The organism is Streptosporangium sp. NPDC005286 (genome assembly GCF_040607515.1).
GTDB lineage: Bacteria > Actinomycetota > Actinomycetes > Streptosporangiales > Streptosporangiaceae > Streptosporangium.
Window position 1 is genome coordinate 14,351 of record NZ_JBEXGU010000024.1, and the last position, 21,276, is coordinate 35,626.

At 68.7% G+C, this 21,276-nt stretch carries 25 protein-coding genes and 2 pseudogenes; 10 read left to right on the plus strand and 17 right to left on the minus strand.

Features of this window, described 5'->3' with window-relative positions; translation table 11 throughout:
• Positions 1–22 precede the first annotated feature (22 nt).
• From ABZU75_RS12020 to ABZU75_RS12035, 4 genes are all read right to left on the minus strand, one after another.
• Positions 23–976 carry an NAD(P)-dependent alcohol dehydrogenase gene (locus tag ABZU75_RS12020; RefSeq protein WP_355552516.1) on the minus strand — a complete coding sequence of 318 codons (954 nt, stop codon included), beginning with the start codon at positions 974–976 and terminating at the stop codon, positions 23–25.
• On the minus strand, positions 973–1,176 hold the full coding sequence (locus ABZU75_RS12025) for a helix-turn-helix transcriptional regulator (protein ID WP_281048031.1): 204 nt from the start codon (positions 1,174–1,176) through the stop codon (positions 973–975). Before ABZU75_RS12025 ends, ABZU75_RS12020 begins: the two co-directional genes overlap by 4 nt.
• 23 nt (positions 1,177–1,199) lie before the next feature.
• Positions 1,200–1,631 carry a hypothetical protein gene (locus tag ABZU75_RS12030; RefSeq protein ID WP_355552519.1) on the minus strand — a complete coding sequence of 144 codons (432 nt, stop codon included), beginning with the start codon at positions 1,629–1,631 and terminating at the stop codon, positions 1,200–1,202.
• 511 nt (positions 1,632–2,142) lie between these two features.
• Complete coding sequence (locus ABZU75_RS12035; RefSeq protein WP_355552522.1) at positions 2,143–2,640, minus strand: helix-turn-helix domain-containing protein; 498 nt, start codon at positions 2,638–2,640, stop codon at positions 2,143–2,145.
• Positions 2,641–2,714: 74 nt separating this feature from the next.
• Between ABZU75_RS12035 and ABZU75_RS12040 the strand changes: the two genes are divergently transcribed.
• From ABZU75_RS12040 to ABZU75_RS12050, 3 genes are all read left to right on the plus strand, one after another.
• A complete protein-coding gene (locus ABZU75_RS12040; RefSeq protein WP_355552525.1) occupies positions 2,715–3,311 on the plus strand; it encodes a dihydrofolate reductase family protein in 597 nt (198 codons plus the stop codon).
• A complete protein-coding gene (locus ABZU75_RS12045) occupies positions 3,305–4,141 on the plus strand; it encodes an MBL fold metallo-hydrolase (protein WP_355552528.1) in 837 nt (278 codons plus the stop codon). The genes ABZU75_RS12040 and ABZU75_RS12045 overlap by 7 nt, the downstream gene beginning before the upstream one ends.
• Positions 4,142–4,475: 334 nt before the next feature.
• Positions 4,476–4,676 (plus strand): hypothetical protein, encoded by a 201-nt coding sequence (locus tag ABZU75_RS12050; RefSeq protein ID WP_355552531.1) that lies wholly within the window; start codon positions 4,476–4,478, stop codon positions 4,674–4,676.
• Here the strand turns inward: ABZU75_RS12050 and ABZU75_RS12055 are convergent.
• Entirely contained in the window at positions 4,673–6,178 is a 1,506-nt protein-coding gene (locus tag ABZU75_RS12055; RefSeq protein ID WP_355552534.1) for a S41 family peptidase, read from the minus strand. The two genes, ABZU75_RS12050 and ABZU75_RS12055, sit on opposite strands and share 4 nt — an antisense overlap.
• 286 nt (positions 6,179–6,464) lie before the next feature.
• Here ABZU75_RS12055 and ABZU75_RS12060 point away from each other — a divergent pair, with 286 nt between their 5' ends.
• From ABZU75_RS12060 to ABZU75_RS12070, 3 genes and pseudogenes are all read left to right on the plus strand, one after another.
• Positions 6,465–7,421 carry a histidine kinase dimerization/phosphoacceptor domain-containing protein gene (locus tag ABZU75_RS12060; protein WP_355552537.1) on the plus strand — a complete coding sequence of 319 codons (957 nt, stop codon included), beginning with the start codon at positions 6,465–6,467 and terminating at the stop codon, positions 7,419–7,421.
• 1 nt (position 7,422) lies between these two features.
• A complete protein-coding gene (locus ABZU75_RS12065) occupies positions 7,423–7,692 on the plus strand; it encodes a hypothetical protein (protein WP_355552540.1) in 270 nt (89 codons plus the stop codon).
• Positions 7,693–7,724: 32 nt separating this feature from the next.
• Positions 7,725–8,346 (plus strand): annotated as a pseudogene (locus ABZU75_RS12070) (response regulator transcription factor); the annotation flags it as partial.
• A gap of 66 nt (positions 8,347–8,412) precedes the next feature.
• Here ABZU75_RS12070 and ABZU75_RS12075 read toward each other — a convergent pair.
• Both ABZU75_RS12075 and ABZU75_RS12080 read right to left on the minus strand, forming a co-directional pair.
• A pseudogene (locus tag ABZU75_RS12075) lies at positions 8,413–8,751 on the minus strand (DUF4158 domain-containing protein); the annotation flags it as partial.
• A 1,005-nt stretch (positions 8,752–9,756) separates the two neighbouring features.
• Complete coding sequence (locus tag ABZU75_RS12080) at positions 9,757–11,028, minus strand: YibE/F family protein (RefSeq protein WP_355552544.1); 1,272 nt, start codon at positions 11,026–11,028, stop codon at positions 9,757–9,759.
• A 235-nt stretch (positions 11,029–11,263) separates the two neighbouring features.
• Between ABZU75_RS12080 and ABZU75_RS12085 the strand changes: the two genes are divergently transcribed.
• From ABZU75_RS12085 to ABZU75_RS12095, 3 genes are all read left to right on the plus strand, one after another.
• A complete protein-coding gene (locus tag ABZU75_RS12085) occupies positions 11,264–11,794 on the plus strand; it encodes an NAD(P)H-binding protein (RefSeq protein ID WP_355552547.1) in 531 nt (176 codons plus the stop codon).
• 195 nt (positions 11,795–11,989) lie between these two features.
• Positions 11,990–12,616 (plus strand): recombinase family protein, encoded by a 627-nt coding sequence (locus ABZU75_RS12090; RefSeq protein ID WP_355552550.1) that lies wholly within the window; start codon positions 11,990–11,992, stop codon positions 12,614–12,616.
• An 18-nt stretch (positions 12,617–12,634) separates the two neighbouring features.
• On the plus strand, positions 12,635–12,778 hold the full coding sequence (locus ABZU75_RS12095) for a hypothetical protein (RefSeq protein WP_355552553.1): 144 nt from the start codon (positions 12,635–12,637) through the stop codon (positions 12,776–12,778).
• A 56-nt stretch (positions 12,779–12,834) separates the two neighbouring features.
• On the opposite strand, the gene ABZU75_RS12100 is transcribed toward ABZU75_RS12095, so the two are convergent.
• The 10 genes from ABZU75_RS12100 to rpmG form a co-directional block, all read right to left on the minus strand.
• Positions 12,835–13,980, minus strand: coding sequence for a hypothetical protein (locus ABZU75_RS12100; RefSeq protein WP_355552556.1), 1,146 nt, complete (start codon positions 13,978–13,980; stop codon positions 12,835–12,837).
• 47 nt (positions 13,981–14,027) lie between these two features.
• The gene (locus ABZU75_RS12105; RefSeq protein WP_355552559.1) at positions 14,028–14,582 is read right to left on the minus strand and encodes a sigma-70 family RNA polymerase sigma factor; all 555 of its coding nucleotides are present in this window, start codon (positions 14,580–14,582) and stop codon (positions 14,028–14,030) included.
• 376 nt (positions 14,583–14,958) lie between these two features.
• On the minus strand, positions 14,959–15,498 hold the full coding sequence (locus ABZU75_RS12110) for a hypothetical protein (protein ID WP_355552562.1): 540 nt from the start codon (positions 15,496–15,498) through the stop codon (positions 14,959–14,961).
• Positions 15,499–15,856: 358 nt separating this feature from the next.
• Positions 15,857–16,087, minus strand: a complete 231-nt coding sequence (rpsR, locus tag ABZU75_RS12115) for a 30S ribosomal protein S18 (RefSeq protein WP_350922232.1) — start codon at positions 16,085–16,087, stop codon at positions 15,857–15,859.
• The gene (locus ABZU75_RS12120) at positions 16,084–17,241 is read right to left on the minus strand and encodes a GTP-binding protein (RefSeq protein ID WP_355552567.1); all 1,158 of its coding nucleotides are present in this window, start codon (positions 17,239–17,241) and stop codon (positions 16,084–16,086) included. The genes rpsR and ABZU75_RS12120 overlap by 4 nt, the downstream gene beginning before the upstream one ends.
• Positions 17,242–17,337: 96 nt before the next feature.
• Positions 17,338–17,502 carry a 50S ribosomal protein L32 gene (gene rpmF / locus ABZU75_RS12125; protein ID WP_355552570.1) on the minus strand — a complete coding sequence of 55 codons (165 nt, stop codon included), beginning with the start codon at positions 17,500–17,502 and terminating at the stop codon, positions 17,338–17,340.
• A 12-nt stretch (positions 17,503–17,514) separates the two neighbouring features.
• The gene (gene rpsN / locus ABZU75_RS12130) at positions 17,515–17,814 is read right to left on the minus strand and encodes a 30S ribosomal protein S14 (RefSeq protein WP_350960469.1); all 300 of its coding nucleotides are present in this window, start codon (positions 17,812–17,814) and stop codon (positions 17,515–17,517) included.
• Complete coding sequence (gene rpmB, locus ABZU75_RS12135; protein ID WP_326639958.1) at positions 17,814–18,050, minus strand: 50S ribosomal protein L28; 237 nt, start codon at positions 18,048–18,050, stop codon at positions 17,814–17,816. The genes rpsN and rpmB overlap by 1 nt, the downstream gene beginning before the upstream one ends.
• 27 nt (positions 18,051–18,077) lie before the next feature.
• Entirely contained in the window at positions 18,078–18,323 is a 246-nt protein-coding gene (locus tag ABZU75_RS12140) for a type B 50S ribosomal protein L31 (protein ID WP_355552575.1), read from the minus strand.
• A gap of 4 nt (positions 18,324–18,327) precedes the next feature.
• A complete protein-coding gene (rpmG, locus tag ABZU75_RS12145) occupies positions 18,328–18,492 on the minus strand; it encodes a 50S ribosomal protein L33 (RefSeq protein ID WP_355552578.1) in 165 nt (54 codons plus the stop codon).
• A 925-nt stretch (positions 18,493–19,417) separates the two neighbouring features.
• On the opposite strand from rpmG, the gene ABZU75_RS12150 reads away from it, so the two are divergent.
• Entirely contained in the window at positions 19,418–21,031 is a 1,614-nt protein-coding gene (locus ABZU75_RS12150; RefSeq protein ID WP_355552581.1) for a hypothetical protein, read from the plus strand.
• Positions 21,032–21,276: the final 245 nt, after the last annotated feature.

The window sequence follows — 21,276 nt, forward strand, 5'->3', positions numbered from 1 at the left end:
CATTGATCCCGGCGCCCCGGGGTCACTCAACCGTGATGACGAGCTTTCCGGGCGCGTTGCCCGCCGCCAGGTCACCCACCGCGGTGGAGGCCTCCGCCAGGGAGTACGTGCGCCCGACGGCCGGTCGCACGGTCCCGGCCTCGATGAGGTCGCGCAGCGCGTCCAGGTCGGCGGTGCGGGTCAGCGCGATCCGCGCCTCCAGGCGCTGGCGCGTGAACGGGGTGATCAGCCGGACGGCCAGCAGCCGGCCGAGCCCGCCGAACCACCGACCGCCGCCCTCGCCGCCGACGATGGCGAGCCGGCCGCGCTCGGTGAGCAGCCCGCGCAGCATGGTCAGCGGCCGGATGCCCGCGATGTCGATGATCAGATCGTATGTCCCGGTGAGCGGCTCGCGCGTGTAGTCGATGACGGCCTGGGCGCCCAGTGACCGGACGAGGCCGGCCTTGGCTGTGCTGCACACGGCGGTGACGTGGGCGCCGCCGGCGACCGCGAGTTGCGTCGCGAAGCTGCCCACTCCGCCGCCGGCGCCGATGACCAGCACCTTCTCGCCGGCGGTGACCTGGCCGACGGCCCGCAACGCGGTCACCCCTGACACGGGTACGGCCGCCGCTTCGGTGAAGCTCAGGTTGGCGGGCTTGCGGGCGAGCTTGCCCGGGCGGGCGAGCGCGAACTGCGCGTACGCGCCGGTCGCCGCGCCGTACACTTCGTCGCCGGGGCGGAACGCGGTCACGTTGGCGCCGACGGACTCCACGACGCCGGCCACGTCCATGCCCGGCACGCGGTTGCGGGGCCGGCGCAGGCCGAAGCCGAGGCGGCCGATGAGCGGCAGCCCGGTCATGATGTGCCACACGCCGTAGTCGACGCCGGCCGCGTGTACCCGGATCAGCACATCGTCGGCGCCGGGCGTCGGGATCGGGACCTCGCCGAGGCTCAGCATGTGCGGCGGGCCGTACTCGTCCTGGACTATCGCCCTCATGAGGGGTCTCCTTCGGTGTCGGGGTACTGGAAGACGTCGTCGAGTCCGACCCGGAACACCCGGGCGATGCGGAACGCCATCTCCAGCGAGGGGGAGTAGCGACCCTGTTCGATCGCGATGATGGTCTGGCGGGTGACGCCGACCCGGTCGGCCAGCTCGGCCTGGGTCATCTCGTCGTGCGCGAACCGCAGGGCCCGGATCGCGTTGGTGACCTGCGTCGGCTTCACCACGTCTGGAAGCCGCCCTTGCGGTACGCCATGATCTTGGCAAACGAGCTGAGCACCGAGGACAGCACGAACGCCAGGTAGACGGCGTTGGCGATCCAGAAGTGGCGCAGCTCGGCGATGGCCATGACCAGTACGGCGAGCGCGCCGATGACGAGGATCGACTGCCCGATGCGCTCACTGACCTGGTTGATCTCACGGTCGCGCTCGTCAGTGCGGTCGGCGCCGTGGCCGCCCGCGATAGCCATCGCGATGTGGGCCACGATCGCGGCGACGATGGCGCCACCGATGGTCCACAGCAGAGTTCCCGCGTAGGCGACGTCGGCGAGCGGGCCTTCGCCGGCCCGGCCCAGGATGGTCACCACGTAGATCGTGTACGCGCCGACGGAGACCACGATCATCACCCAGGCGCGCTTTTCCTCGAAGGCCATGCCCGCTCCTCATGTAAAACAAAGCTGACATCAACCAATGTAAAGCGCCCCGGACACCATGTCAAAGTTTATTTACACGCACGACCGGCGACGCCATAGCGCCCGGCGCGGTGTTGCTGCAAAACGTCCACAGTCGGCCGGACGGCGCAGGTCGCACCAGCCCGCCCTCATCGGAAGAGCCGCAGGATCCGGGCTACTCCGGTTCGCGCCGCCGGGCGGCACCCTCGCCGCCGCCCAGTGGCAGACGCTTGGCCGCGTCCAGCCGCACCTCGCCGTAGGGCCGGACATGCTGCCAGAACAGCGGAGTCAGCCCGCGCCGGTCGGCGGGCTTGAGCAGCTCTCAGCAACCAGGGGATCCGGCAAGGTCCGGGTTCAAAACGGCTCTGGGCGTTGCGGAGTCATCCGACGTCGGGCAGGCAGTGTGTCTGTCCCATGGCGGCGACGTCTTGTGCGCGGTGACGGCAGGCTACCGGAGCCCAAGAAGGTCAGGGCGGGGGCCGTTCCGTCACCGTTAATCGGCGTGTTCTTGCTCGGCAGCCGCGGCGTAGGCGGCGTCGAGACGCTCGAACGGGCCTGGACCGTCGTGTGGCTTCGGCGGGGCGCCGAGGTGGCGGACGCGAAGCTCGTCCATGAGCTCCTCGATGAACGCCGGACCCTCATCGCGCATGAGCTGCTGTCGGCTCCGGAGCTCGTCGCTGCCCGGGCGCCAGTCGAGGCCCCAGTTGCCGACGGCGTAGATGATCGGAAGAGTCTGGATGCCAGCTTCAGTGAGGCTGTAGCGAGCGCGCTGCCCCCGCGCTGCGGTGCCGCGGGTGAGGATCCCTGCCTCGACGAGCCGCACAAGGCGATCGGCGAGGATGTTCGAAGCGATGCCCTCGATCGACCCGGTGAGCAGCACCCGAAAGTAGCGGCGGTCGCCGAAGATGACGTCGCGAAGCACGAGCAACGACCAGCGATCTCCGAGCACCTCGACAGCGGCATTGATCGGACACCCGGACCGTGGTTCCACGATTCCTCCTTGACAGGTATTTCGTCCTACCTATAGTAGTTGCAGAATACAATCACTCTTGAGAAGAGGAGCTGATGGGCCGCTTCATTTATTCGATGCAGGTGTCCCTCGACCTGCGGATCGAGCAAGTTCCCGGGGACAACGGTGCTGGCGAGTGGCTGCGTATCCACGAGGAACTGCACCGCGAGTGCAACGCGCTGACGCAGGCGCTCGCGCTCATGGTCCAGGGCCGGGTCTACTACGAGGTCATGGAGGAGTACTGGCCACGGGCGTGCGAGGACGCGTCACTGCCGGACTTCATGCGTGAATACGGCGAGATCTGGACCGCCAAGCCCAAGGTGCTTGTCTCCCGCACCCGCCACAGCGCCGATCACAACACCCAGATCATCGGCGGAGACGACGCGATCGAGCAACTCGCCGCCCTGCGGGCCGGGACCGACGGCAGCATCAGTGTGGGCGGCGCGGCGCTCGCGACGCAGCTTCTCCGGGCGGGGCTGCTCGACGAGCTGCTGCTCTTCACCCACCCGGAAATCCTCGGCTTCGGCAGGCCGCTGTTCGACGACTACGACGTGCCGATCGAGCTCGACCTGCTCGAGCAGCGATCGTTCAAGCAGGGCGTCACGATGCATCGCTACGCCATCCGGGATGTAAAGGAGGCGAGCTCGTGCTGAGGCAGGTCGCGGAGGGTGTGCTGGTCCATCAGAGCGAGTTGCTCCAGAACAACACCGTTGTCGTGCAAGGCCGGGCGGGCGTGTTGCTCATCGACCCCGGGATGCAAGGCTCCGAAATGGCCTGCCTCGCGAACGACCTTCGCGAGTTGGGCCAGCCCGTTGTGGCAGGCTTCTCGACGCATCCTGATTGGGATCACGTGCTCTGGCACGCCGAGCTCGGCGAAGCGCCCCGTTACGGTACAGCCCGCTGTGCGGCTTATATGCGAGATCTGCGGTCGAACGCGGGCTGGAAGGCCCCCGTCGCCGAGGGGTTGCCGCCGGAAATCGCCGAGGAGATACCGCTGGACCTGTTCGGCCTCATTACCGGTTTGCCTGCCGGAACTGCGCGGATTCCTTGGGATGGCCCTCAAGTCCGGATTATTGAGCATCCGGCTCATGCCCCGGGCCATGCGGCGCTGTTGATCGAGGAGCGCGGGGTTCTCGTCGCCGGCGACATGCTTTCTGATGTCCTGATTCCGATGCTCGACGACTTGAACAGCACCAATGACCCGATCGAGGAGTACCTTGTTGGGCTGCGGCTGCTCGAGGGCATGGCGGGCGACGTTGATGTCCTCGTCCCCGGTCACGGGTCTGCCGGCGGAGCTGATCAGGTACGCGCACGGATCGAACTTGACCGCGCGTACGTGCATGCCTTGCGTGACGGCCATGCTCCCGATGACCCGCGGCTCGGCCCATCGGCTAAGCCCGGCTGGGAATGGGTAAGCGACATACACGCAGGGCAAGCCCAGAGCCTCGCCCGAAGAAGCGAGCGCGACGGGACGCCCGGCTAGCGATCGGTGTGCGACACAGCCAGTACGCGCGGGTCGCCGGTCGGGATCTGGGGCAGCGGCACGACGTTCTCCAGGGTGATCGGGCTGGTCAGCGGGGGTTGCCCTCTGCGGCGGCGAGCTGGGCGTCTGCGAAGGTCTTGTGGACGACGCCGACGGAGACCTTCACTCCGGCGGCGATGGTGCGGGAGGTGAACAAGTCCACCACCGCAGTAAATCCGGGGTTTACTGCGGCGTGGCAGTTTTCCGGCATACCAGTGCTGGACCCCTTGATCACCCGCGCCGCTGAGCGGATCGTCGACTGGGCGGTGGACGAGCGCGGCATCCAGCGCGTCGAATGCTCGCCGAGTTCGCCGAGGAGGAGACCGGGGAGCGGACGGAGATCTTCGGCGATGCCGCGCAACGGCTGTGTCGCTACCGGAAGAGCGGCGTTCACAGCGGCAAGCCGTTCACCGGAGCGGGGACGAAGAGCATCCACTTCCTGCGCATGCCAGAGGGCTGGCGGATGACCGCCCTCTTCTGGGACGACGATCGTTAGCGGACCGTTCGAGCCGGGTGGCGGATCTGTCCGGGGCGAAGGTGGGCCCGGCCTTGGTGCCGGAGGTAGGAGAGGGCTTTATCGAAGGCGGCGTCATGGCCGCCGTTCAGTTCCTTGTCACTGAAGACGCCGGGAGTGGCGAGGTGCGGCGGGATACCGGTCACATCGAAGGCGGTCCCGGTCCGGGTCAGGAAGCGCTCGTTGGGCAGTGCGAAGCTCCACCCGTTGGGCAGCGTCCGCCACAGGAAGTCGGAGAAGGCCCCCTGGGTATTCTCCCCGATCCGCTCGGGCCTGGGAGCGCGCTCCATCATGGCCTGGGTGAAGGTCTCTCCCGCGCTGATGGTCAGGCTGCTGGTGAGCAGAGCGATGGGACCCGTGTACGTCGGTGCGGTGGCCGGCCGTACCCGCAGCCGCTGGGCCCGGGTGAACCCGGGCGGGTCGCCCGGAACGTTGAGGGCCTGTTTGGCGTAGGCCGGGTAGGGCTTGCCGGTGAGCCTGGAGGCGAGTTGCAGGCCGAGCGCGTCGTAGCCGCCCAGGTTGACCCGGACATCGAGGATGAGGCCGCGCAACCTGTTGGGACCCGAGGTGCGCGCCCTGGTGAAGATCTCATCGAGCGCACGGTTCAGCTCAGCCGAATTGCGGGTGAACCCGCCTGCGGCGTAACCGTCGAACGCGCCCAGCCGCAGGTAACCCAGCCCATCCGGTAGATCGGCGTAACCGATCACTCCCTGCCCCCACGTCTTCAGGGGCCTGCCGGTGTCGTGCTTTTCGATGAACTCCTGGACCCGTTTGTTGAAGGCCAGGAAGGCCGGTACCCCCTCCAGCTGCCTGGTGCCCGGTCGCAGTGGTCTGGAGAACTGGTTCTCACCCGCGAGGAGGGCGGTGTGCGCGTCGCCGAGCTCCTTGAGAATGTCCCGCAGTACGGCGAACAGCTCCGCCTCCCCGGTGCCGGGACCGACCCTGGGTCGATACCGGTTCCGAACGGCCTGCCAGTCGATGCCCTTGGCGGCGAAGAACGGGTAGTTCTCGGCGAAGGTCGCCCAGAAGATGTCGAACACCTTCACCGGGTCGCTGGGGGTGGATGTGGCGCAGGCCCCGGGAAGGCCGGGGAGTCTCCGCAGTTCGATGGCTCCCGCGCCGCCCAGATACCGCAGCCGCGCCCGGCCGGGCCCCTGCGCGTGGATGGTGAGCTGCCGGAAGCCCTTATCCGCGGTGAAGGACGCCGAGTCGCGCGTTTCCGCTGTCTGTTTCGCCGCGAGCAGCCCTTGAAGGCAACTGATCGCCGTTGTGTCGAAAGAGGTGAGCTGCCCCTGGTCGATCCTGAAGATCGTGCTGTAGCCGTCGGCCCGCCAGGCCCCGTCCAGCGTTTTCCGTCCTGTCGAGGCGGCAGCGCCTTCGGCCGTCGCCGCGGCCTGCCCGGCGACGGCGACGCCCAGCGCGGTCAGTACGGCGGCCAGCCGCCCGAAGGTTCTTCTGCTCTTCGTGTTTCCGTTGTCGTTCACGGATTCGACGCTAGGCAGTGGCTCCCGCGGCGGGCGTCACACCAGGGAGCCAACCTCGGGGTGAGCCGCCGGTATCACGAAACGATCATCGGCTACCCCGGATCGGGTGGCCGATCCGAGGTAGCCGTCGTCAACGGGCGGCTCGTGTGCCTGCCGTGCTCGCCGCCCTCCGCTGACGACCTCATACCTGGGGGCCAGTCGACCCGCGGGTCATACCGGGGAGGGAAGCCGAAGATCGGCTGCAGGGCGGATCCCCCCTGCGGGGAGCGCGGGCTAACGTGGTGGGATGCTGCGCGACCTCACCCCGGACGCGACCGACACCGCAGCCCCGGCCGCCGCCCGGCCCACCCTCCGGCTGACGAGAGTGCCGGCCGCCGCGTCCTGGATGGTGGCCTGCTTCATGTTCGCGATGAACGTGGGGATGCTCGCCACCGTCTACGACGCGCCGACCGAGCTGACGGTGGTGCTCGGCGCGGCCTGCGCGGCCCCGGTGGCGATCTGCCGGCACCGGCTGATGACCGCCTGGTGGATGATCTACCTCGGGATGCTGATCACTCCGCTGCTAGTCTCACCACCGCGGGCGAACAACCCCTGGCCTTGGCTTCCGATACCCATGGCGGCCTATCTGATCGTGCTGTTCGCGCTGGCGCAGCGCCGGCCGAGATGGATGCTGGCGGCCGTCTGGGTGCTGACCCTGCTCGGCGTCTTGGTGGACATGTCGTTGGTGTCGAGGCCGCCGGAGATGGGCCTGGCTGTGGTGCTGCAGTTGGCGGCGGTCATCGTGCCGGTGCCGCTGATCGCCGGTGACAACCTGCGCTGGCGCCGCCGAGCCCAGGCGCGAGTCACGGAGCAGGAACAGGTCAGCGCGGTGGAACGGGCCCGGCGCGAGCTGTTGGAGGAACGTGCCCGAATCGCCCGTGAGATGCACGACGTGGTGGCGCACCACATGTCCGTGATCGCCGTACAGGCCTCCAGCGCAGCGCGTCGGCTCGGCGGGGTGCCGGCCCGGGCTGAACAGGAGTTTGACTCCATCGGGGCGGCGGCCCGGCAGTCACTGGCCGAGATGAGGCGGCTGCTGGGCGTGCTGCGCAGCGACGACGCGGCGCCGAGGCGCGCTCCGTTGCCGGGGCTGGACCAGGCGGGCCGGCACCCCGGTCGACCTGACGGTGAGCGGCCTGCCCGCGCGCGTGCCGCCGGGAGTGGAGCTGTCGCTCTACCGGATCGTGCAGGAGTCGCTCAGTAACGTGATACGGCACGCACCGGGCGCCGCCACGGCTGTGATGATCACGGGGAACGGGGCCGGGCTGCGGGTCGTGGTGGAGAACGCGCTCCCGGCGGACGGGAGACGCACGCCCATCGAGCCGACCGCCACCGGGCACGGGCTGGTCGGGATGCGAGAGCGGGCCGCCATGCTGGGCGGTGTCCTACTGGCAGGGCCCGCACCAGGGGGTGGGTTCCGGGTCGAGCTGACCCTCCCCCTGGTGCCGGCCGAGCCGAAAGACGGTGACATGTGACGATTCGGGTGCTCATCGCCGACGACCACGCCATGGTCCGAGCGGGCTTCGGCGCGTTACTGGCCGCCGAGTGGGACATCGAGGTCGTCGGTGACGCGGCCGACGGTGAGCAGGCCGTAGCCCAGACCCGAAGGCTGTGCCCCGACGTTGTCCTCATGGACGTCCGGATGCCTGGGCTGGACGGACTTCGGGCGGCCCGGCTGATCCTCACCCCTCCTCCGAGAGAGCACCGGCCGCGCGTGCTGATGCTCACCACCTTCGATGTGGACGACTACGTGTACGAGGCGCTGCGCGCGCGCCAGCGGCTTCCTGCTCAAGGAGGCGCCACCCGGTGACCTGATCTCGGCGGTGCGGGTGGTGGCGGCGGGGGACGCGCTGCTGGCGCCTTCGGTGACCCGGCGCCTCATCGAGGAGGTCGTCCGGTGCCGGCCCGCGCTGCCCAGCTCACCCTCCCGGACGGGGAGGCTGACCGAGCGCGAGGCCGAAGTGCTCCTCCACATCGCTCGGGGTCTGTCCAACACTGAGATCGCCGCCGCACTCGTCGTCGCCGAACAGACCGTCAAGACGCACATCGGTCGCATCCTGACCAAACTCGATCTGCGGGACCGTGCTCAGGCGATCGTCTTCGCCTACGAGAGCGGCCTTGTCATACCTCGCTCCGGTCTTCCCCTCATCCCGGAAGCCGCGCCCGCCGGGATGCGCGCCTCGCCGCTCGGCGCGCGCGACATTCTTGGCCGGCCATACCGCGACCTTGGTGGCGTCGGCGGTTGAACAGATGCGAAAGCCCAGGTGCTTGCGGATCCGGCTGCGGTGGTAGTCGATCGTCGAGCCGGACCACTTGTACAGCCCAAGCTCCGAGGCGGGCACCTTGACCTGCTTGGCCACGTGCTCGACTGCCTCGTCAGGCACCTCAGAGCGTCCTCGCGGAAACCGGCCGTACTGCGTGTAGAACTCCAGCAAGATCGCGAAGGCGAGCCGTGTGGCGCCGCGCTTTCCGGCGATGAGGTCGCGTTCCTCGTCCAGGATCGTCCAGTGCTCGACGAGTTCGTCGATGTGCAGCGGGTGGCCTTGTCATGCCCGCCCAGCATCACCTAATCGGTGGTTTGTTGGCATGGGGCTGATGCCGCGGTAAGCCGATGGCAGGAGGACAAATCCTGCCGTTCGGGGTGGTCGTGATGACGACCGCACGACGTCCGTGTCCACCGGCACCGGGTCTGTTGGAGGAGTACGCGGCTCGGTTCGATGATCGAAGTTTGGCCTGCATCTCCGATACCCGCGACCACGACCCCACCGGGGCCGAGGCGCTGGCGCTGCCATTCGGCAGCGCGTCTTTCGGCATTACAGCCTCCTCTCTTCTCGAATCCGCTGCCGCCCTTCGCCATGTGACCGGCTCTCCCGGCCTCGGACTACTACGGCGGCTCCGCCCCACCCGGCCCGTTCAGCGGTCGATGCACCTATCCCGGCCGACAGGCTGGATGCCCATGACCTGGAGCTGTGACCGAGTGGTTCCCGTGTTCACTGTGATTCGCTCGACGAAGTAGGAGCCCGACTTTGCCCCTGCGGCATCGCCATGAGTACGCCGCAGACCTTCCCCATGGCCTCCCGGTCGGCATCGGCAAACCGGCCCAGGAGTTCCCCACCGGCCCTCGGCCGGCGGGTGCGCACCGCGTCCTGCCCAGATCCGCCAGGTTCGAGCAGGCGTTCAGTGGAGGGACTTAACGACGTCGGTTCCTCTCGTACTCCTCTCCATCACGCTCACCGGACCCGCACCATCTGGCAGTACTGGCACGTCCCGGCTTTGTCGGGGCTGCTCCCGCCCTTCCCGGCATCACCCGGATCAGGCTGCCCCCAGCTCCACCGACCTGCTACGACAGGCCGGAGGCGAAGGTCTCCCACCTCCACTCAAATCACAGCGCCTCACGGCGCACGCCGTTAACTGGACACACCCCTGTCCAACCAGACGACAGGTGGTGTCGTCTGGTTGGGCACGAGTACATGAGGCCGGCGCGCGGGCCATCGTCGAGGCACGATCGATGAGGAGAACCTGCCCGTGCTGGCCGTTGTTCAGTCAGTCACCCCGGAGTCGATCAGGAGGTTCCTCGGCCGTCGGTGGCGTGCTGTGGGGGGCGGTTGGTGGTCGGATGTGGTGCGCCGGGTGCCGGCCAGGGCGGCCAGGGCGGTGGTGATGGGAACCGCGGCGATGAGTCCGATGGTGCCCACCACGCTGCGGACGATCTCCTGGGCGATGACCGGGTTGGTCAATACCTCGCCGACGGGTTGGTCGCCGACGCTGATGAGCAGCAGTAGCGGCAGGGAGGCGCCCGCGTAGGCGAGGATGATGGTGTTGATCACTGAGGCGATGTGGGCGCGGCCGACTCGGGCGGCGGCCCGATACAGCTGGGCGAAGGTATAGCCAGGGTTGGCGTGGGCCAGTTCGGTGACGGTGACCGCCTGGGTGACGGTGACGTCGTCGAGCACGCCCAGGGAGCCGATGATGATGCTGGCCAGTAGCAGGCCCTGAGTGTTGATCCGATAGTTCATGTCCAGATAGAAGGAGCTTTCGTCAGTGATGCCGTTAAGGTCGGCCAAGCCGATGGCGGCCACCGACAGCGCGCCGGTGAGGCTGAGGCTGACCAAGGTGCCGACCACAGCCATCGAGGTGGGGATGGTGAAGCCGTGGGTCAGATACAGCACGGTGAGCATGATGGCCGCCGAGCCGACGATGGCGACCAGCAGCGGTGGCTGTCCGGCGAGGATGGCCGGGATGACGAACATCAGCAGCAGCACGAAGGTGATGGCCAGCCCGATGAGCGCGGTCACACCGCGCCAGCGGCCGAAGGCGATCACGGCCAGAGCGAAGGCGGCGCCGAGCAGTCCTAGGGGTGAGGACCGGTCGTGGTCGGAGATCTGGTAGGGCGGCACATCGAGGATGCCTTTCGGCGTGTAGATCAGCACCACGTCGTCGCCCGCGGTGAAGACCTGCGCGCCGGGGCCGCTGGGCAGCTGGGTGGCGATACGTCGGCCGGCCTGCGGCCCGCTGGTCAGGTCGACTTTGGCTTCGCCGCAGGTGGCGGGGTCAGCCGGTGGCTGTTGGCCGCGGGGTTGGCCGTCTGCGGGCGGCTCCTCGATGCAGGGGGTGAGGGTGATGGAGGTGATCGTTCCCGTCATCTGCTGCAGGCTGGCCGATGGCTGGCCGGTGGAGGTGCGCTCAGTAGGCCACAGCCAGATCAGAGCGGTCAGCGTGGCCAGCGCCAGGGGAACGATGACGGCCAGCGTTGCCCACACCGTGCCGCGGGAGCTGGGAACGGCCGGGCCGTGTGAATGGTTGGTGCCCATGGTCGAGAAGGGCCTCCTTAGCGGCGGGGAAAGGGGAAAGTACCGCACCACGAAGGTGACCGTGTTGCCCTACCCCGGCGTGATGGAGGCCGCCGGGTCCCCGGTTCATGAGAACCACCCTGATCCGACCGCAGGCAGCGGCAGCCACCTGAGTAGCCGCAACGCGGTCGACCGCGCTACCTGCACGCCCAAGGCCCGGGACAACCGGGCACTCGCCCTGCCCGACAACCCCGCGTTGTCGATCCGCATCGGCAGCATCGCCGAACAACCCGATCTGGTCCGCCAGGCGGTGCAAGGCCACGACGCCGTGCTGTCAGCCCTGGGCAACCCGTTGTGGCTGAAGGGAATGCGTGGCCCGGCCATCCTCGCCGCCGCGGCGGCGAACCTGACCACGGCCATGCACGCCACAGGCGTCCCCGCCTCGTCCTGCCCGTTTCGCGGGGAACCGGCCTCAGCCGCCTCGCCGCTGGTACGCGCCATCGCAGCCACACTGATCCGTCGCGACTTCCGCGACTTCGACGCCGCGGAGAAACTGGTCACCGCATCGAATCTCAAGTGGACGATCGCCTATTTTGGTGCGCTGACCGACGACGAACCCACCACTCGGTGGAACGCGTCCACCCGGATCCGCACGCCGAGCCCGCTTGCCATCGCGCGCGAGGACGTCGCCCAGTTCCTGGTCTCCTCCCTCGGTGACGAAACCCTCGTCAAGCAGCACGTCGTACTCAGCGGAGCCCCAGCGGCCGCGAAAGGAAGCACAGCATAAAAGTCATCGGCCCGAGCGGTTTCGCGCGGCACGGATTTACTTCCGCTCGTATGTTCCTCGGGGTTACTCGCCGTCCATTTCTGTCGTCAAATGACCCTTTGACGACAGGTGCTCCGGACCGGCATCAGACCCCGCCGATCATGGGAAAACCGGCGGCTCGATCCAATGCGGTCCGATCCAAATTGACGACAGGGTTTGACGACAGATAGAACCGTCAACGGCCGCACCCGACAGCCGGAGAGGCGGGGCGGGGTCGTGGCGGAGCTGGTCTACACGCGGGTGTCCACCGACGAGCAGAACACCCAGCGCCAGACCCACCTGCTCGCCGAAGCCGGGCTCGTCGACGGCGCGGACGGTGTGCGGCTGTTCGCCGACCCGGCGACCTCGTCGAAGATCCCCGCGCTCGAGCGCGCCGGCTTCCGCCAGCTGGCCGGCTACGCGCGGCCTGGTGACCGGCTGACGGTGTCCGAGCTGTACCGACTGTGCCGCGACCTGGCCGACATCCTCGCGGTCCGGGAATGGTGCCGCGCCCACGGCGTGAAGCTGCGGGTGCTGTCCGGGGCGCTGTCGGGCATCGTCGACCTGGCCGCCACCGACGCGACCACCACCATGCTGGTCAATGTCCTGGTCTCGGTCGGGCAGTTCCAGCGCGACCTGCAAAACGAACTCACCCGTGACGGGCTCGCGGCGGCCTGGGCGCAGGGCGCCCGCTCTGGACGCCGCCCGCGGGCTCGTCCCGCTCCGGGCCGCCGATCACGGCCGAAGAAAGTAATCGCACACCCGACAGCATCACGGCCTGCCGCCGCTCTGTCACGCCAGTAAGCCGGACCGTCCGGCAGGGTGAACCTCGCCCTGGCCGCCGCTACCGTCGCAGGCTGCCGCGCCGGATGCCGCTGGAGCGCCACCGGCATCTCCCACGACTGGGCCCTGGGAACCGGCCACCGCGCGGCCGACCTGCTGGAGGTCGGCCTGGTACGGGTGTGAGACGCGGTCCAGCCGGGTGCGGCGCCCGGCTGGACCTCCCCTGTTGATCCCCCTCGTTACGGGCGCTCGCCCGGGCCGTTGACCCAGCCGGCGTCCTGCAAGGTTACCCGGAGGAGTGGCGCGTCGTCCTCGACCTCGGTGACCTCGTACTGGAGCAGGTTCGCGTTCTCGGGGTCGATGACCAGCCGGTACCTGATCTTGTCCGGACGGTCCCGGTCGTCCGGGCCGAGGACCGTCAGGACGGCCCCCGAGCGTCCCATCGAGTCGGTGGTCGTGCCCTCGGCGGTGATGCCCGGCTCCCCGGCCATGACCCGGAACAGCGCCGCCTTGGTGCCCGGCGTGATCGGCGCCGACAGCAGGTCCACGCCCGTCTGCCACAGGTAGCCCGCGAAGTCCTGCAGGCCGCCACCCTTCGGCCGGGCCTCGAACAGCCCGCGCAACTCGCGCTCCAGCGCCTTGGCCGAGGTCGGCAGCTCATCCACGTTGCGCATGTTCAGGCCGGGGTTGGCGATCGACAGCACCCGCGCCGGCCCGTCGTGGCTCTGCGGCCCGGTGCTCTGGACCAGTTTGGGGGAGCCCGCCGCCTTCCACCGCGCCTCGTCCTCGGACGAGCCGAAGGTGACCTTCGCGTCATCCGTGCGCCTGGAGCGGTCGGTGTCGCCCTGGGCGCGGGCCCGCCACAGCTCGTCGGTACCTTCGGCGAAGGCGGCGTAGGGGAGCCCGGTCTTCTCCAGGATCTCCGCTTTGTCGGTGTTCTTGTCGCCGTGCTTCTTGACCTGCTTCTCGATCTCCTTCTGATACGCCACCGGGTCCACATGCAGCCGCTGGAACGTACGGTCGCGGGTGTACCACCAGCGGCCCGAGGAGGCCGGCGCCTTGGCCGCGGTCTCGGCCGCGGCCAGCAGGAAGCCGCGCGCGTCGATGGTCGCCGGCTCGGCCGGCGTGCGGGAGGTTGCCCCGGGGACCGGCGTGACGGCCTTCCCGTCGCCCAGGCCCGGCACGATGATCACGGCGGCGGCGAGGCCGGCGGCGGCCGCGCCGGCGACCAGCAGCAGCGGGCGGCGGGGGGCGCGCACGCGTACCTGTTCCCGCGGGGTCTCAAAGGCTCGCCGCCGGCCGGCGGCGCGCCGCCGACCGTAGGCGTCCTCGGTCAGCTCGTCCAGCGCGGCCGGCCTGAGCTCGGCGATGATACGGTCGGACATGTTCTGCTCTTCCCTTTTCCTGTCGTAGGGGCCGTGGACGTGCGGCATCACGCCTCCTCCACGAACGCGCGCCGCGCGGCGCGCGGGGCGGTGCCGGTGGTCTTGGCGTCCAGGCGCAGTGCCACGCCCAGCCGCTTGCGCGCGCGGTGCAGCCGCACGTTGTAGGTGCGCGTGGAGCACCCCATGACCATGGCGGCCTGGTCGGGCGGCAGCCCGTGCCAGGTGGCCAGCACCATCGCCTCGACGTCCTTCTCCGGCAGCGCGCTCAGCGCCTCCAGGGCGCTCTCGCGGTCCACGATGTGCTCGGCGACGTCCCAGCTCACCCGGTCGCGCTCGGTGCTGAGCGCGGTGATCTGCTCCACGAGGGCCTGTCGCCGGTAGCGCGAGTCGCGCTGCTTGGCCAGCAGGTTTCGCGCGACCCCGAGGAGCCAGGGCAGCGCCGGCTCGGGGATCTCGCCGATCCTCCGCCAGGCGACCAGGAACGCCTCGCTGACCACGTCCTCGGCGGCCTCGCGCTCGGCGCGCAGCAGGGCGTAGCCCAGCACGCTGCGGTAGTGCCGGTCGTAGAGCCCGGTGAATAATTGTTCTTGGGAATCGTTCACGCCCAGAAGTCCCTCCGCGGGCTCCAGGATTACCGGCCGCACCGGAAAAACGGTGCCGTATGGCGTAACCGGGCCGCGTCTTCGCGGGCGCCGACTGGTTCGGCGGCGGTGCGGACGAGCGCCGCTGTCTGGTCGGGGTGGTGCTGGACGGCCTGACCGGGGTCAGATGGCTGGCGCAGCGTGGTGATGAAGGACCACACCGACGGCGGCTCTTATGGCCTTTATGCCTCCAACGGTGTTGTCCCGGTCGGCTGGCTGCAGATCACCGTCGATGAAGGCGGGGGGCGGGGGTGTCAGCCCGCTCTTCCTGCAGAAGCGCATGAGCGGGCGCAGTGCCACGATGGTGTTCTCCCGTTTGGCGCCCCGCAGGGTGTCCTTAATGGTCACGATGTCGTCGCGGGTGACCTTGCGGAGGTGATCGTAGGTGCGTGACCAGTCGAGCAGGATGGGCCGGATCTCGGTGAGGTAGCTCCAGACGGCCTGGATGCTGCACGCTCGATGGCGAGGTCCGCTCGTGCAGTAGGCGGGCCCACGCCTCGACGTCGGCGGCGATGCCAGGAGCGATGCCGCTCAGCTTGCCGGCCGGCCAGCGATCGAAGGCAGGAATGCGGTCGTCGTCGAGCAGGCCGATGCGGGCGAGGACTTCGACGGTGCGCCCGACGCTGAGGCCGTGGTGACGCAGCTTGGCAAACAGCTCCGAGAAGCGGATCATGTCGTCGGCAGTGTGAGTGGACAGCAGCATGACCAAGGCCCGGTCGACGTCGCTGATGATCCACCGGGTCCAACCCCGAGCCTCGGCAAGAGTGGCAGCCGCCGCGCGGGCCGCGCGTAGCCGGGTTGGCCGATCCGATCGAGGTCTGTCACCTTTGCCCACCTCGCCATCATCGACGAGATCCCCACGGAGGTCGGCCAACATCAACGTCACTGTCCAAAAGATCCTGTTCTTGCCCTACTTGAGTTACAGAAGACTAGTTCGTCCCCAGGTCTCACGAGAGTCTGACAGAGAGGGATGCGTTCGTGGATCGGTGAACGGGCACGCTTCAGAAAACGCTCGCGCTGGATGGCGGTTTCGCACCCTCGCCGTTGTCAACGACGTCTGTTTCCGTCGTCGTCAGCCGTTCTCAGGAAGGACTTGAACGTCACAGCCTTTCACACGGCTTCGGGCTGTGCTGGCCTTCGCCTGACCGGGTGTCCGTCGCGGCCTCAGGCTGATCTGCCACGAAGTCCGGCGGACCAGCCTGAGGCGCTGTCTACCCAGCCTGTTCCCGGCTTGATCAGCGGGATCTCGAGGTGGAGGCGTAGGGGAGCAGGGCCATCTCGCGAGCGTTCTTGATCGCGGTGGCCAGCCGGCGTTGTTGCTGGACGGTGACCCCGGTGACGCGGCGGCTGCGGATCTTGCCGCGGTCGGAGATGAATTTGCGGAGCAGGTCGGTGTCCTTGTAGTCGATGTGGCTCACGCCGTGCAGCGGATTGGTCTTCTTGCGGGGCGTGCGGCGAAGTTTCACGCGGAGGCCTCCTTCAGATCGAGGTCGAGGACGAATGCGAACGGGTCGGGGTATCCGGCCCAGACGTCGGAGCCGGCCAGGGTCTCGGCCTCGGTGAGCAGGCAGGAATCCAGAAGCCGGTGGATACGGTCGCGGTCGAGGTCGGGACCGGTGAAGACGAGGTGCTGGACACGGTCGCCGAGCTGGGGAGTCCAGTCGAGGGTGGCGGCCATGCGGCGGGCGGGGCTCTCCATCTCCCAGGCGGCCTCGGGCAGGGTGACCAGCCAGGGGCCCGCGTCCTCGACGGTGATGACGCCCGCCACGGCGTCCCAGCCGAGCAGGCGCTCGTGCCGGTTGGCCAGCCAGAACCGGCCGCGGCTGCGGACGGTCTCGGTGACCAGCTCGTCGACGGCGTCGAAGAGCCGCTGGGGGTGCAGGGGGCGCAGCCGGTGCCAGACGACGGTGGAGATCTCCCCGGTCTGCGTGTCGCAGGGCAGCTGGGCGGTCGCCGGGTCGACGCGGGCCCCGAGCATCTCCACGTCGATCCCCGCACCGGTAACGGCGGGCAGATCGAGGTCCGGGGGACCGGCCAGGGTGGTGGGAGCGAGGTGGCTGAGCACGGCCAGGGCCAGCTCGACGTCGTCGGCCTGCTCACCGGACACGACGAGGGCGGTGGCGTACTCGATCTGGCGGGTGAGTACCTCGGCCAGGTGACGCTCGTCGCCTCCTGCGGCGTGTTTCCTGCGGGAGGCGAGGGTGTCGTCGCAGCAGATGTCGTCGGTCATCTGCGCCGCCTCCAGTGCGGTCAGCACCCCGGTCAGGCGCAGGCGGTGCACGGTGTCCTCGTGCCAGGCGAGGGCCTCGGCCACGGTCCGGGGTTCGACCGAATCCCACAGCTCCACGACGAACAGCGGCGCCGAGTCCGCCCGCGACAACAGGACGGGAATGAGATCCTCGCGCACGGTGCAGGTGACGCAGCCGTGCGCGAGCCGCACTTCCCGCTCTTCCAGCGTCCCCGACGCGTCGCGCACGATGCGCTCCACGCGCCCGGTGCTCACCTGCCGCAGGTCGTGGTGGATCGCCACCGATCCGGGGTGATCGGCGAGTATGCGGTCCACCAGGGCCGAGCGCGCTTGGGGATACAGTCCGGAGACGATGACGACGGGGACGGACATGACAGCTCCTCTCGTAGTGCGGGGTTCACCGCGCGGGTTCACCGCGCGGGTTCACCGCGCGGGTTCACGGTGGGGGTTCGGGGTGCGGGCCGGTTCTCAGGGAGTGAGGAGGCCGCGCCGGTAGGCGCGGACGAGTCGGCGCGGCACCAGCAGTTCGCGCCCGTCGATGGTGATCGGGACGAGGCCGGGTGCGGTGGCCTTCCACTGTGAGCGGCGGTGGCGGGTGTTGCTGCGGGAGGTCTTGCGTTTGGGGACTGCCATGTCGTGGTGCTCCTACCAGCTGGACTTGGTGACGCCGGGCAGTTCGCCGCGGTGGGCCAGTTCGCGGAAGCGGATCCGGGAGAGCCCGAACTTGCGTAGGTGTCCGCGGGGGCGGCCGTCGGTGCTGTCGCGGTTGCGCACGCGGGTGGCGCTGGCGTCGCGCGGCTGGCGGCTCAGCTCGCGGACGGCCTGGGCTCGCTCGTCGGGGGAGCCGGTGCGGATGATCTCCTTGAGCTCGGCCCGGCGCTCCGCGTAGCGGATGACAACGAGCTTGCGTCGCTCGTTGGCTGCGATCTTGCTTTTCTTGGCCATCAGATGCGTTCTCCCCGGGCGCGGATGCGGGCCACGGCGGCCTCGATGCCGATCTTGTCGATGGTCTTGACGGCTCTGGCGCTGAGCGTCAGCCGTACGAAGCGACCCTCGGTGGGCAGCCAGTAGCGCCGTGGCTGGATGTTGGGATTCCAGCGGCGGCGGGTGCGCCGGTGGGAGTGGGAGACGTTGTTGCCGAACACCGGCTTGAGGCCGGTGAGCTGGCAGTGGGCGGACATGCGGTTTCCTTCCCGAAGGGGGTGGGGTCAGGTCCTGCCGTAGCGCTGGTTGAACCGCTCGACCCGGCCCGCGGTGTCGAGGACGCGGCTGCGGCCGGTGTAGAAGGGGTGGCTGGCCGAGGAGACGTCGACGTCGACGAGCGGGTAGGTGTTGCCGTCCTCCCACTCGATCGTTTTGCCACTCGTGACGGTGGAGCGGGTCAGGAAGGCGAAGCCCGCGCTCGGGTCGCGGAACACCACGGGGTGGTAGTCGGGGTGAATGTCTTTTTTCATCGCTTCAGCGGTCCTCTCGGAACAGCACGTGCTGGCGGATGACCGGGTCGTATTTGCGCAGGGTGAGCCGGTCGGGGTCGTTGCGGCGGTTCTTGCGGGTCACGTAGGTGTAGCCGGTGCCCGCGGTAGATCGCAGCTTGATCACCGGTCGTACGTCGTTTCTGGCCAAGCGTCTTCACTCCTGGAAGGGGGACGATGGTGCCATGATAGCGATAACCGTTTTCATTTGCGAAACGAGGGGTGATGGCGATCCGTCATCTCGCCGCACGCTTCCTCGTGACAGTGCTGTCCGGGTTCCTGGACGCGGGCACGACCACGCTGCTCAACCGCCTCCCGGGTAACCCTGCGGGTTGCGCATGGCTGCGATCGTCAACAACGTGAGCGAGATCAGCCGCGACGCCGGTCCGATACGCGACGAGGTCTTCCCGTCGCGCACCGATGAGGGCGTCCCGGTCAAGACGGGCTGCCGCGTCCTGCAGGTCTTGGTCGGTCTCGGGCTGTTATGCCTGGTGCGGCCCGCCCCCGGACTATCTGGCACGCCTGCCGGCCGATCTGATCATCGAGGTCTGCCGGAACCCCATGGCACCTATGGAGATCACCCGTGCATGCCGAGCCGTGCCTGGGCCAGTGTGTGCCGGTCGGGCACGGGGCAGTGGGAATGTTGATGCGCTGGGCCGGCCGGGGTCAGTGGTCGGCCCGGGTGGCGTCGTTCCACGTCCGGCCAGATCGCCACTGACCTGGTCGACCGGGCTTTTCCCGGACCGGCCCGAATCAGCGGTGGATCACCGGCATCTATGGATGGTCCGCCAAGACCTGACGACGTCGTATTGCCTGGTGGGGGTCCCGGTAGTCCTGTCGAGGAATCCAACAGATATAGCTCTGACCTGCTCTGATGTAAGGGCGCCGCAGGACTGGTGTGCCGGTTGGTGGATGTGGTGGGCCGAGGATGCCGCTGACCTTGCCCGGGTGCTCCACGTCGACGCCGGTCAGCGATATCCGTCCGATTTTCTGCGGTTACTACGGCGACCCCAGTGACCTGCAAGCGTTCTTCAAGAAGACCCTTACATGATCCATCTCCGAAAGGGGAGTGGCTGATGCGGGAATGGAAGATGCGGCGTGTGGGGCATGCTGGGCGTGCCGTCGTGTGCCTGCTGGCGGCGTCCGTATGCGAGCTGGTGATCGCGGCAGTCGCCTTCGTTTACCTGATTGTCCTTCACCCGACGCTCGGCGAAAGCATCTTCGCAGAGCGCACGGCAGGCCTCCTTCCGTCGTACATGTGGGCCTACACCGCGGCCGGTGTGATCACGCTGACCGTGGCGGCCCTGGCGTGGCGGCGAGGCGGGACCGCGGGAGTACAGGCCGTCGCGGCGCTGGTTCTCGTACCGTACACGGCGTTCTATGTTTGCTTCGGCCTGCTGATGCCGGTGCTCATGGACGATTATTGGGCAGAGAGCTGGTACCCGTGCATGGTTCTGTGGCTGGCGGGCGTGGCCGGGCTCCTCTACCTCGCGGGGGTGGCCCTGCTCTTCCTCGCCGCACCAAACCCCCGGGCGGGCGAGGGCCGCGAGGGCGGGACACCGGACGAACTCGCCGCGGACGCCGTCATCGACGCACAAGGTGAGGATGCGGCGGTGCGGGGATGGAGGAAGCGACGTGCGGGGCGTGCCGTCATGTGCCTGCTGGCGGCGTCCGTGGGCGAGCTGGCGATTGCGGCGGGCGCCCTCGTTCTCCTGCCCCCCCTGCAGCAGAAGCTGACGGCCAGCTACAAGCCCGGCTACGGCGTCGACTACTCCCTGGAGAACACGGTGTACCAGCTCCAGTGGTACATGTGGAGCTACGCCGCGGCCGGGGTGATCACGCTGACCGTGGCGGCCCTGGCGTGGCGGCGAGGCGGGACCGCACGAGCACGGACCGTCGCGGTGCTGAGTCTCGCACCCTACACGGCGTTCTATCTTCTCTTCGGTCCGCTGCTGTGGTCCTTGGAGTTGGAGGAGGAGCATGTGGGCCGGTACTCGGACATGGTCCCGTGGCTGGCGGGCGCGGCCGGGCTCCTCTACCTCGCGGGGGTGGCCCTGCTCTTCCTCGCCGCACCAAACCCCTGGGCGGGCGAGGGCCGCGAGGGCGGGACACCGGACGAACTCGCCGCGGACACCGTTGCAAACACACCGGATACAGGCGCGGCGGTGCGGGGACGAAGGAAATGGCGTGCGGGAGGTGCCGTCTTGTGCCTGCTGGCGGCGTCCGTGGGCGAATTGGTGATCGCGGTGGGCGCTCTCGTTCTCCTGCCTCCCCTTCAGCAGGAGCTGACGGCCAACTACGGCGTAGACCCCCTCCAGGGGAGGACGATAGAGCAGATCGACCTGGAGAGGACGGTGGACCACCTCCAGTGGTACATGTGGGGCTACGCCGCGGCCGGTGTGATCACGCTGGCCGTGGCGGCCCTGGTGTGGCGGCGAGGCGGGACCGCGGGAGCACGGGCCGTCGCGGTGCTGAGTCTCGCGCCGTGCACGATGCTCTATCTTCTCTTAGGCCTGCTGGTGGGGCTCTTGGGGGAGGAGCATGTGGGCTGGTACTCGGACATGGTCCTGTGGCTGGCGGGCGTGGCCGGGCTCTTCTACCTCGCGGGTGTAATCCTGATCTTCCTCGCCGGGGGCGCCCACCACGGCAGACGCCTCCACGCTGCTGAGAACACCGGCGTCGCGTCGTAGCGGCCCCCGCGCGCCGGCGCGCGACGCGACCCGGAATGTCGGTCGGGTCGGACCGAGGCGCCCTGCCGTGATTACTCACGGCGGGTTTCCCCGGCCCGCCCGCCGCCCCCGGCGTGCGCGTCTCCACGCACCGGGCGCTCCAGGGGTGCCACCGGAATACGGCCGGCATGGGCCGTCGAGCGGCAGGAACTTCTTGGACGTAGGTTTTCGAGCGGCATTCGCGCGGGTGAGCCCGTCGTCCGAGA

Bases quoted from the DNA above. Each gene is read 5' to 3' on its own strand.
- rpmB (WP_326639958.1), bottom strand. From the start codon at position 18,050: ATGTCCGCCCACTGCCAGCTCACCGGCCTCAAGCCGGTGTTCGGCAAC.
- ABZU75_RS12050 (WP_355552531.1), top strand. From the start codon at position 4,476: ATGCTCGCCGAGTTCGCCGAGGAGGAGACCGGGGAGCGGACGGAGATC.
- ABZU75_RS12020 (WP_355552516.1), bottom strand. From the start codon at position 976: ATGAGGGCGATAGTCCAGGACGAGTACGGCCCGCCGCACATGCTGAGC.
- ABZU75_RS12110 (WP_355552562.1), bottom strand. From the start codon at position 15,498: ATGTTGGCCGACCTCCGTGGGGATCTCGTCGATGATGGCGAGGTGGGC.
- ABZU75_RS12120 (WP_355552567.1), bottom strand. From the start codon at position 17,241: ATGTCCGTCCCCGTCGTCATCGTCTCCGGACTGTATCCCCAAGCGCGC.
- ABZU75_RS12150 (WP_355552581.1), top strand. From the start codon at position 19,418: ATGCGGGAATGGAAGATGCGGCGTGTGGGGCATGCTGGGCGTGCCGTC.
- ABZU75_RS12100 (WP_355552556.1), bottom strand. From the start codon at position 13,980: ATGTCCGACCGTATCATCGCCGAGCTCAGGCCGGCCGCGCTGGACGAG.
- rpmF (WP_355552570.1), bottom strand. From the start codon at position 17,502: ATGGCAGTCCCCAAACGCAAGACCTCCCGCAGCAACACCCGCCACCGC.
- ABZU75_RS12140 (WP_355552575.1), bottom strand. From the start codon at position 18,323: ATGAAAAAAGACATTCACCCCGACTACCACCCCGTGGTGTTCCGCGAC.
- ABZU75_RS12040 (WP_355552525.1), top strand. From the start codon at position 2,715: ATGGGCCGCTTCATTTATTCGATGCAGGTGTCCCTCGACCTGCGGATC.
- ABZU75_RS12030 (WP_355552519.1), bottom strand. From the start codon at position 1,631: ATGGCCTTCGAGGAAAAGCGCGCCTGGGTGATGATCGTGGTCTCCGTC.
- ABZU75_RS12060 (WP_355552537.1), top strand. From the start codon at position 6,465: ATGCTGCGCGACCTCACCCCGGACGCGACCGACACCGCAGCCCCGGCC.
- ABZU75_RS12080 (WP_355552544.1), bottom strand. From the start codon at position 11,028: ATGGGCACCAACCATTCACACGGCCCGGCCGTTCCCAGCTCCCGCGGC.
- rpsN (WP_350960469.1), bottom strand. From the start codon at position 17,814: ATGGCCAAGAAAAGCAAGATCGCAGCCAACGAGCGACGCAAGCTCGTT.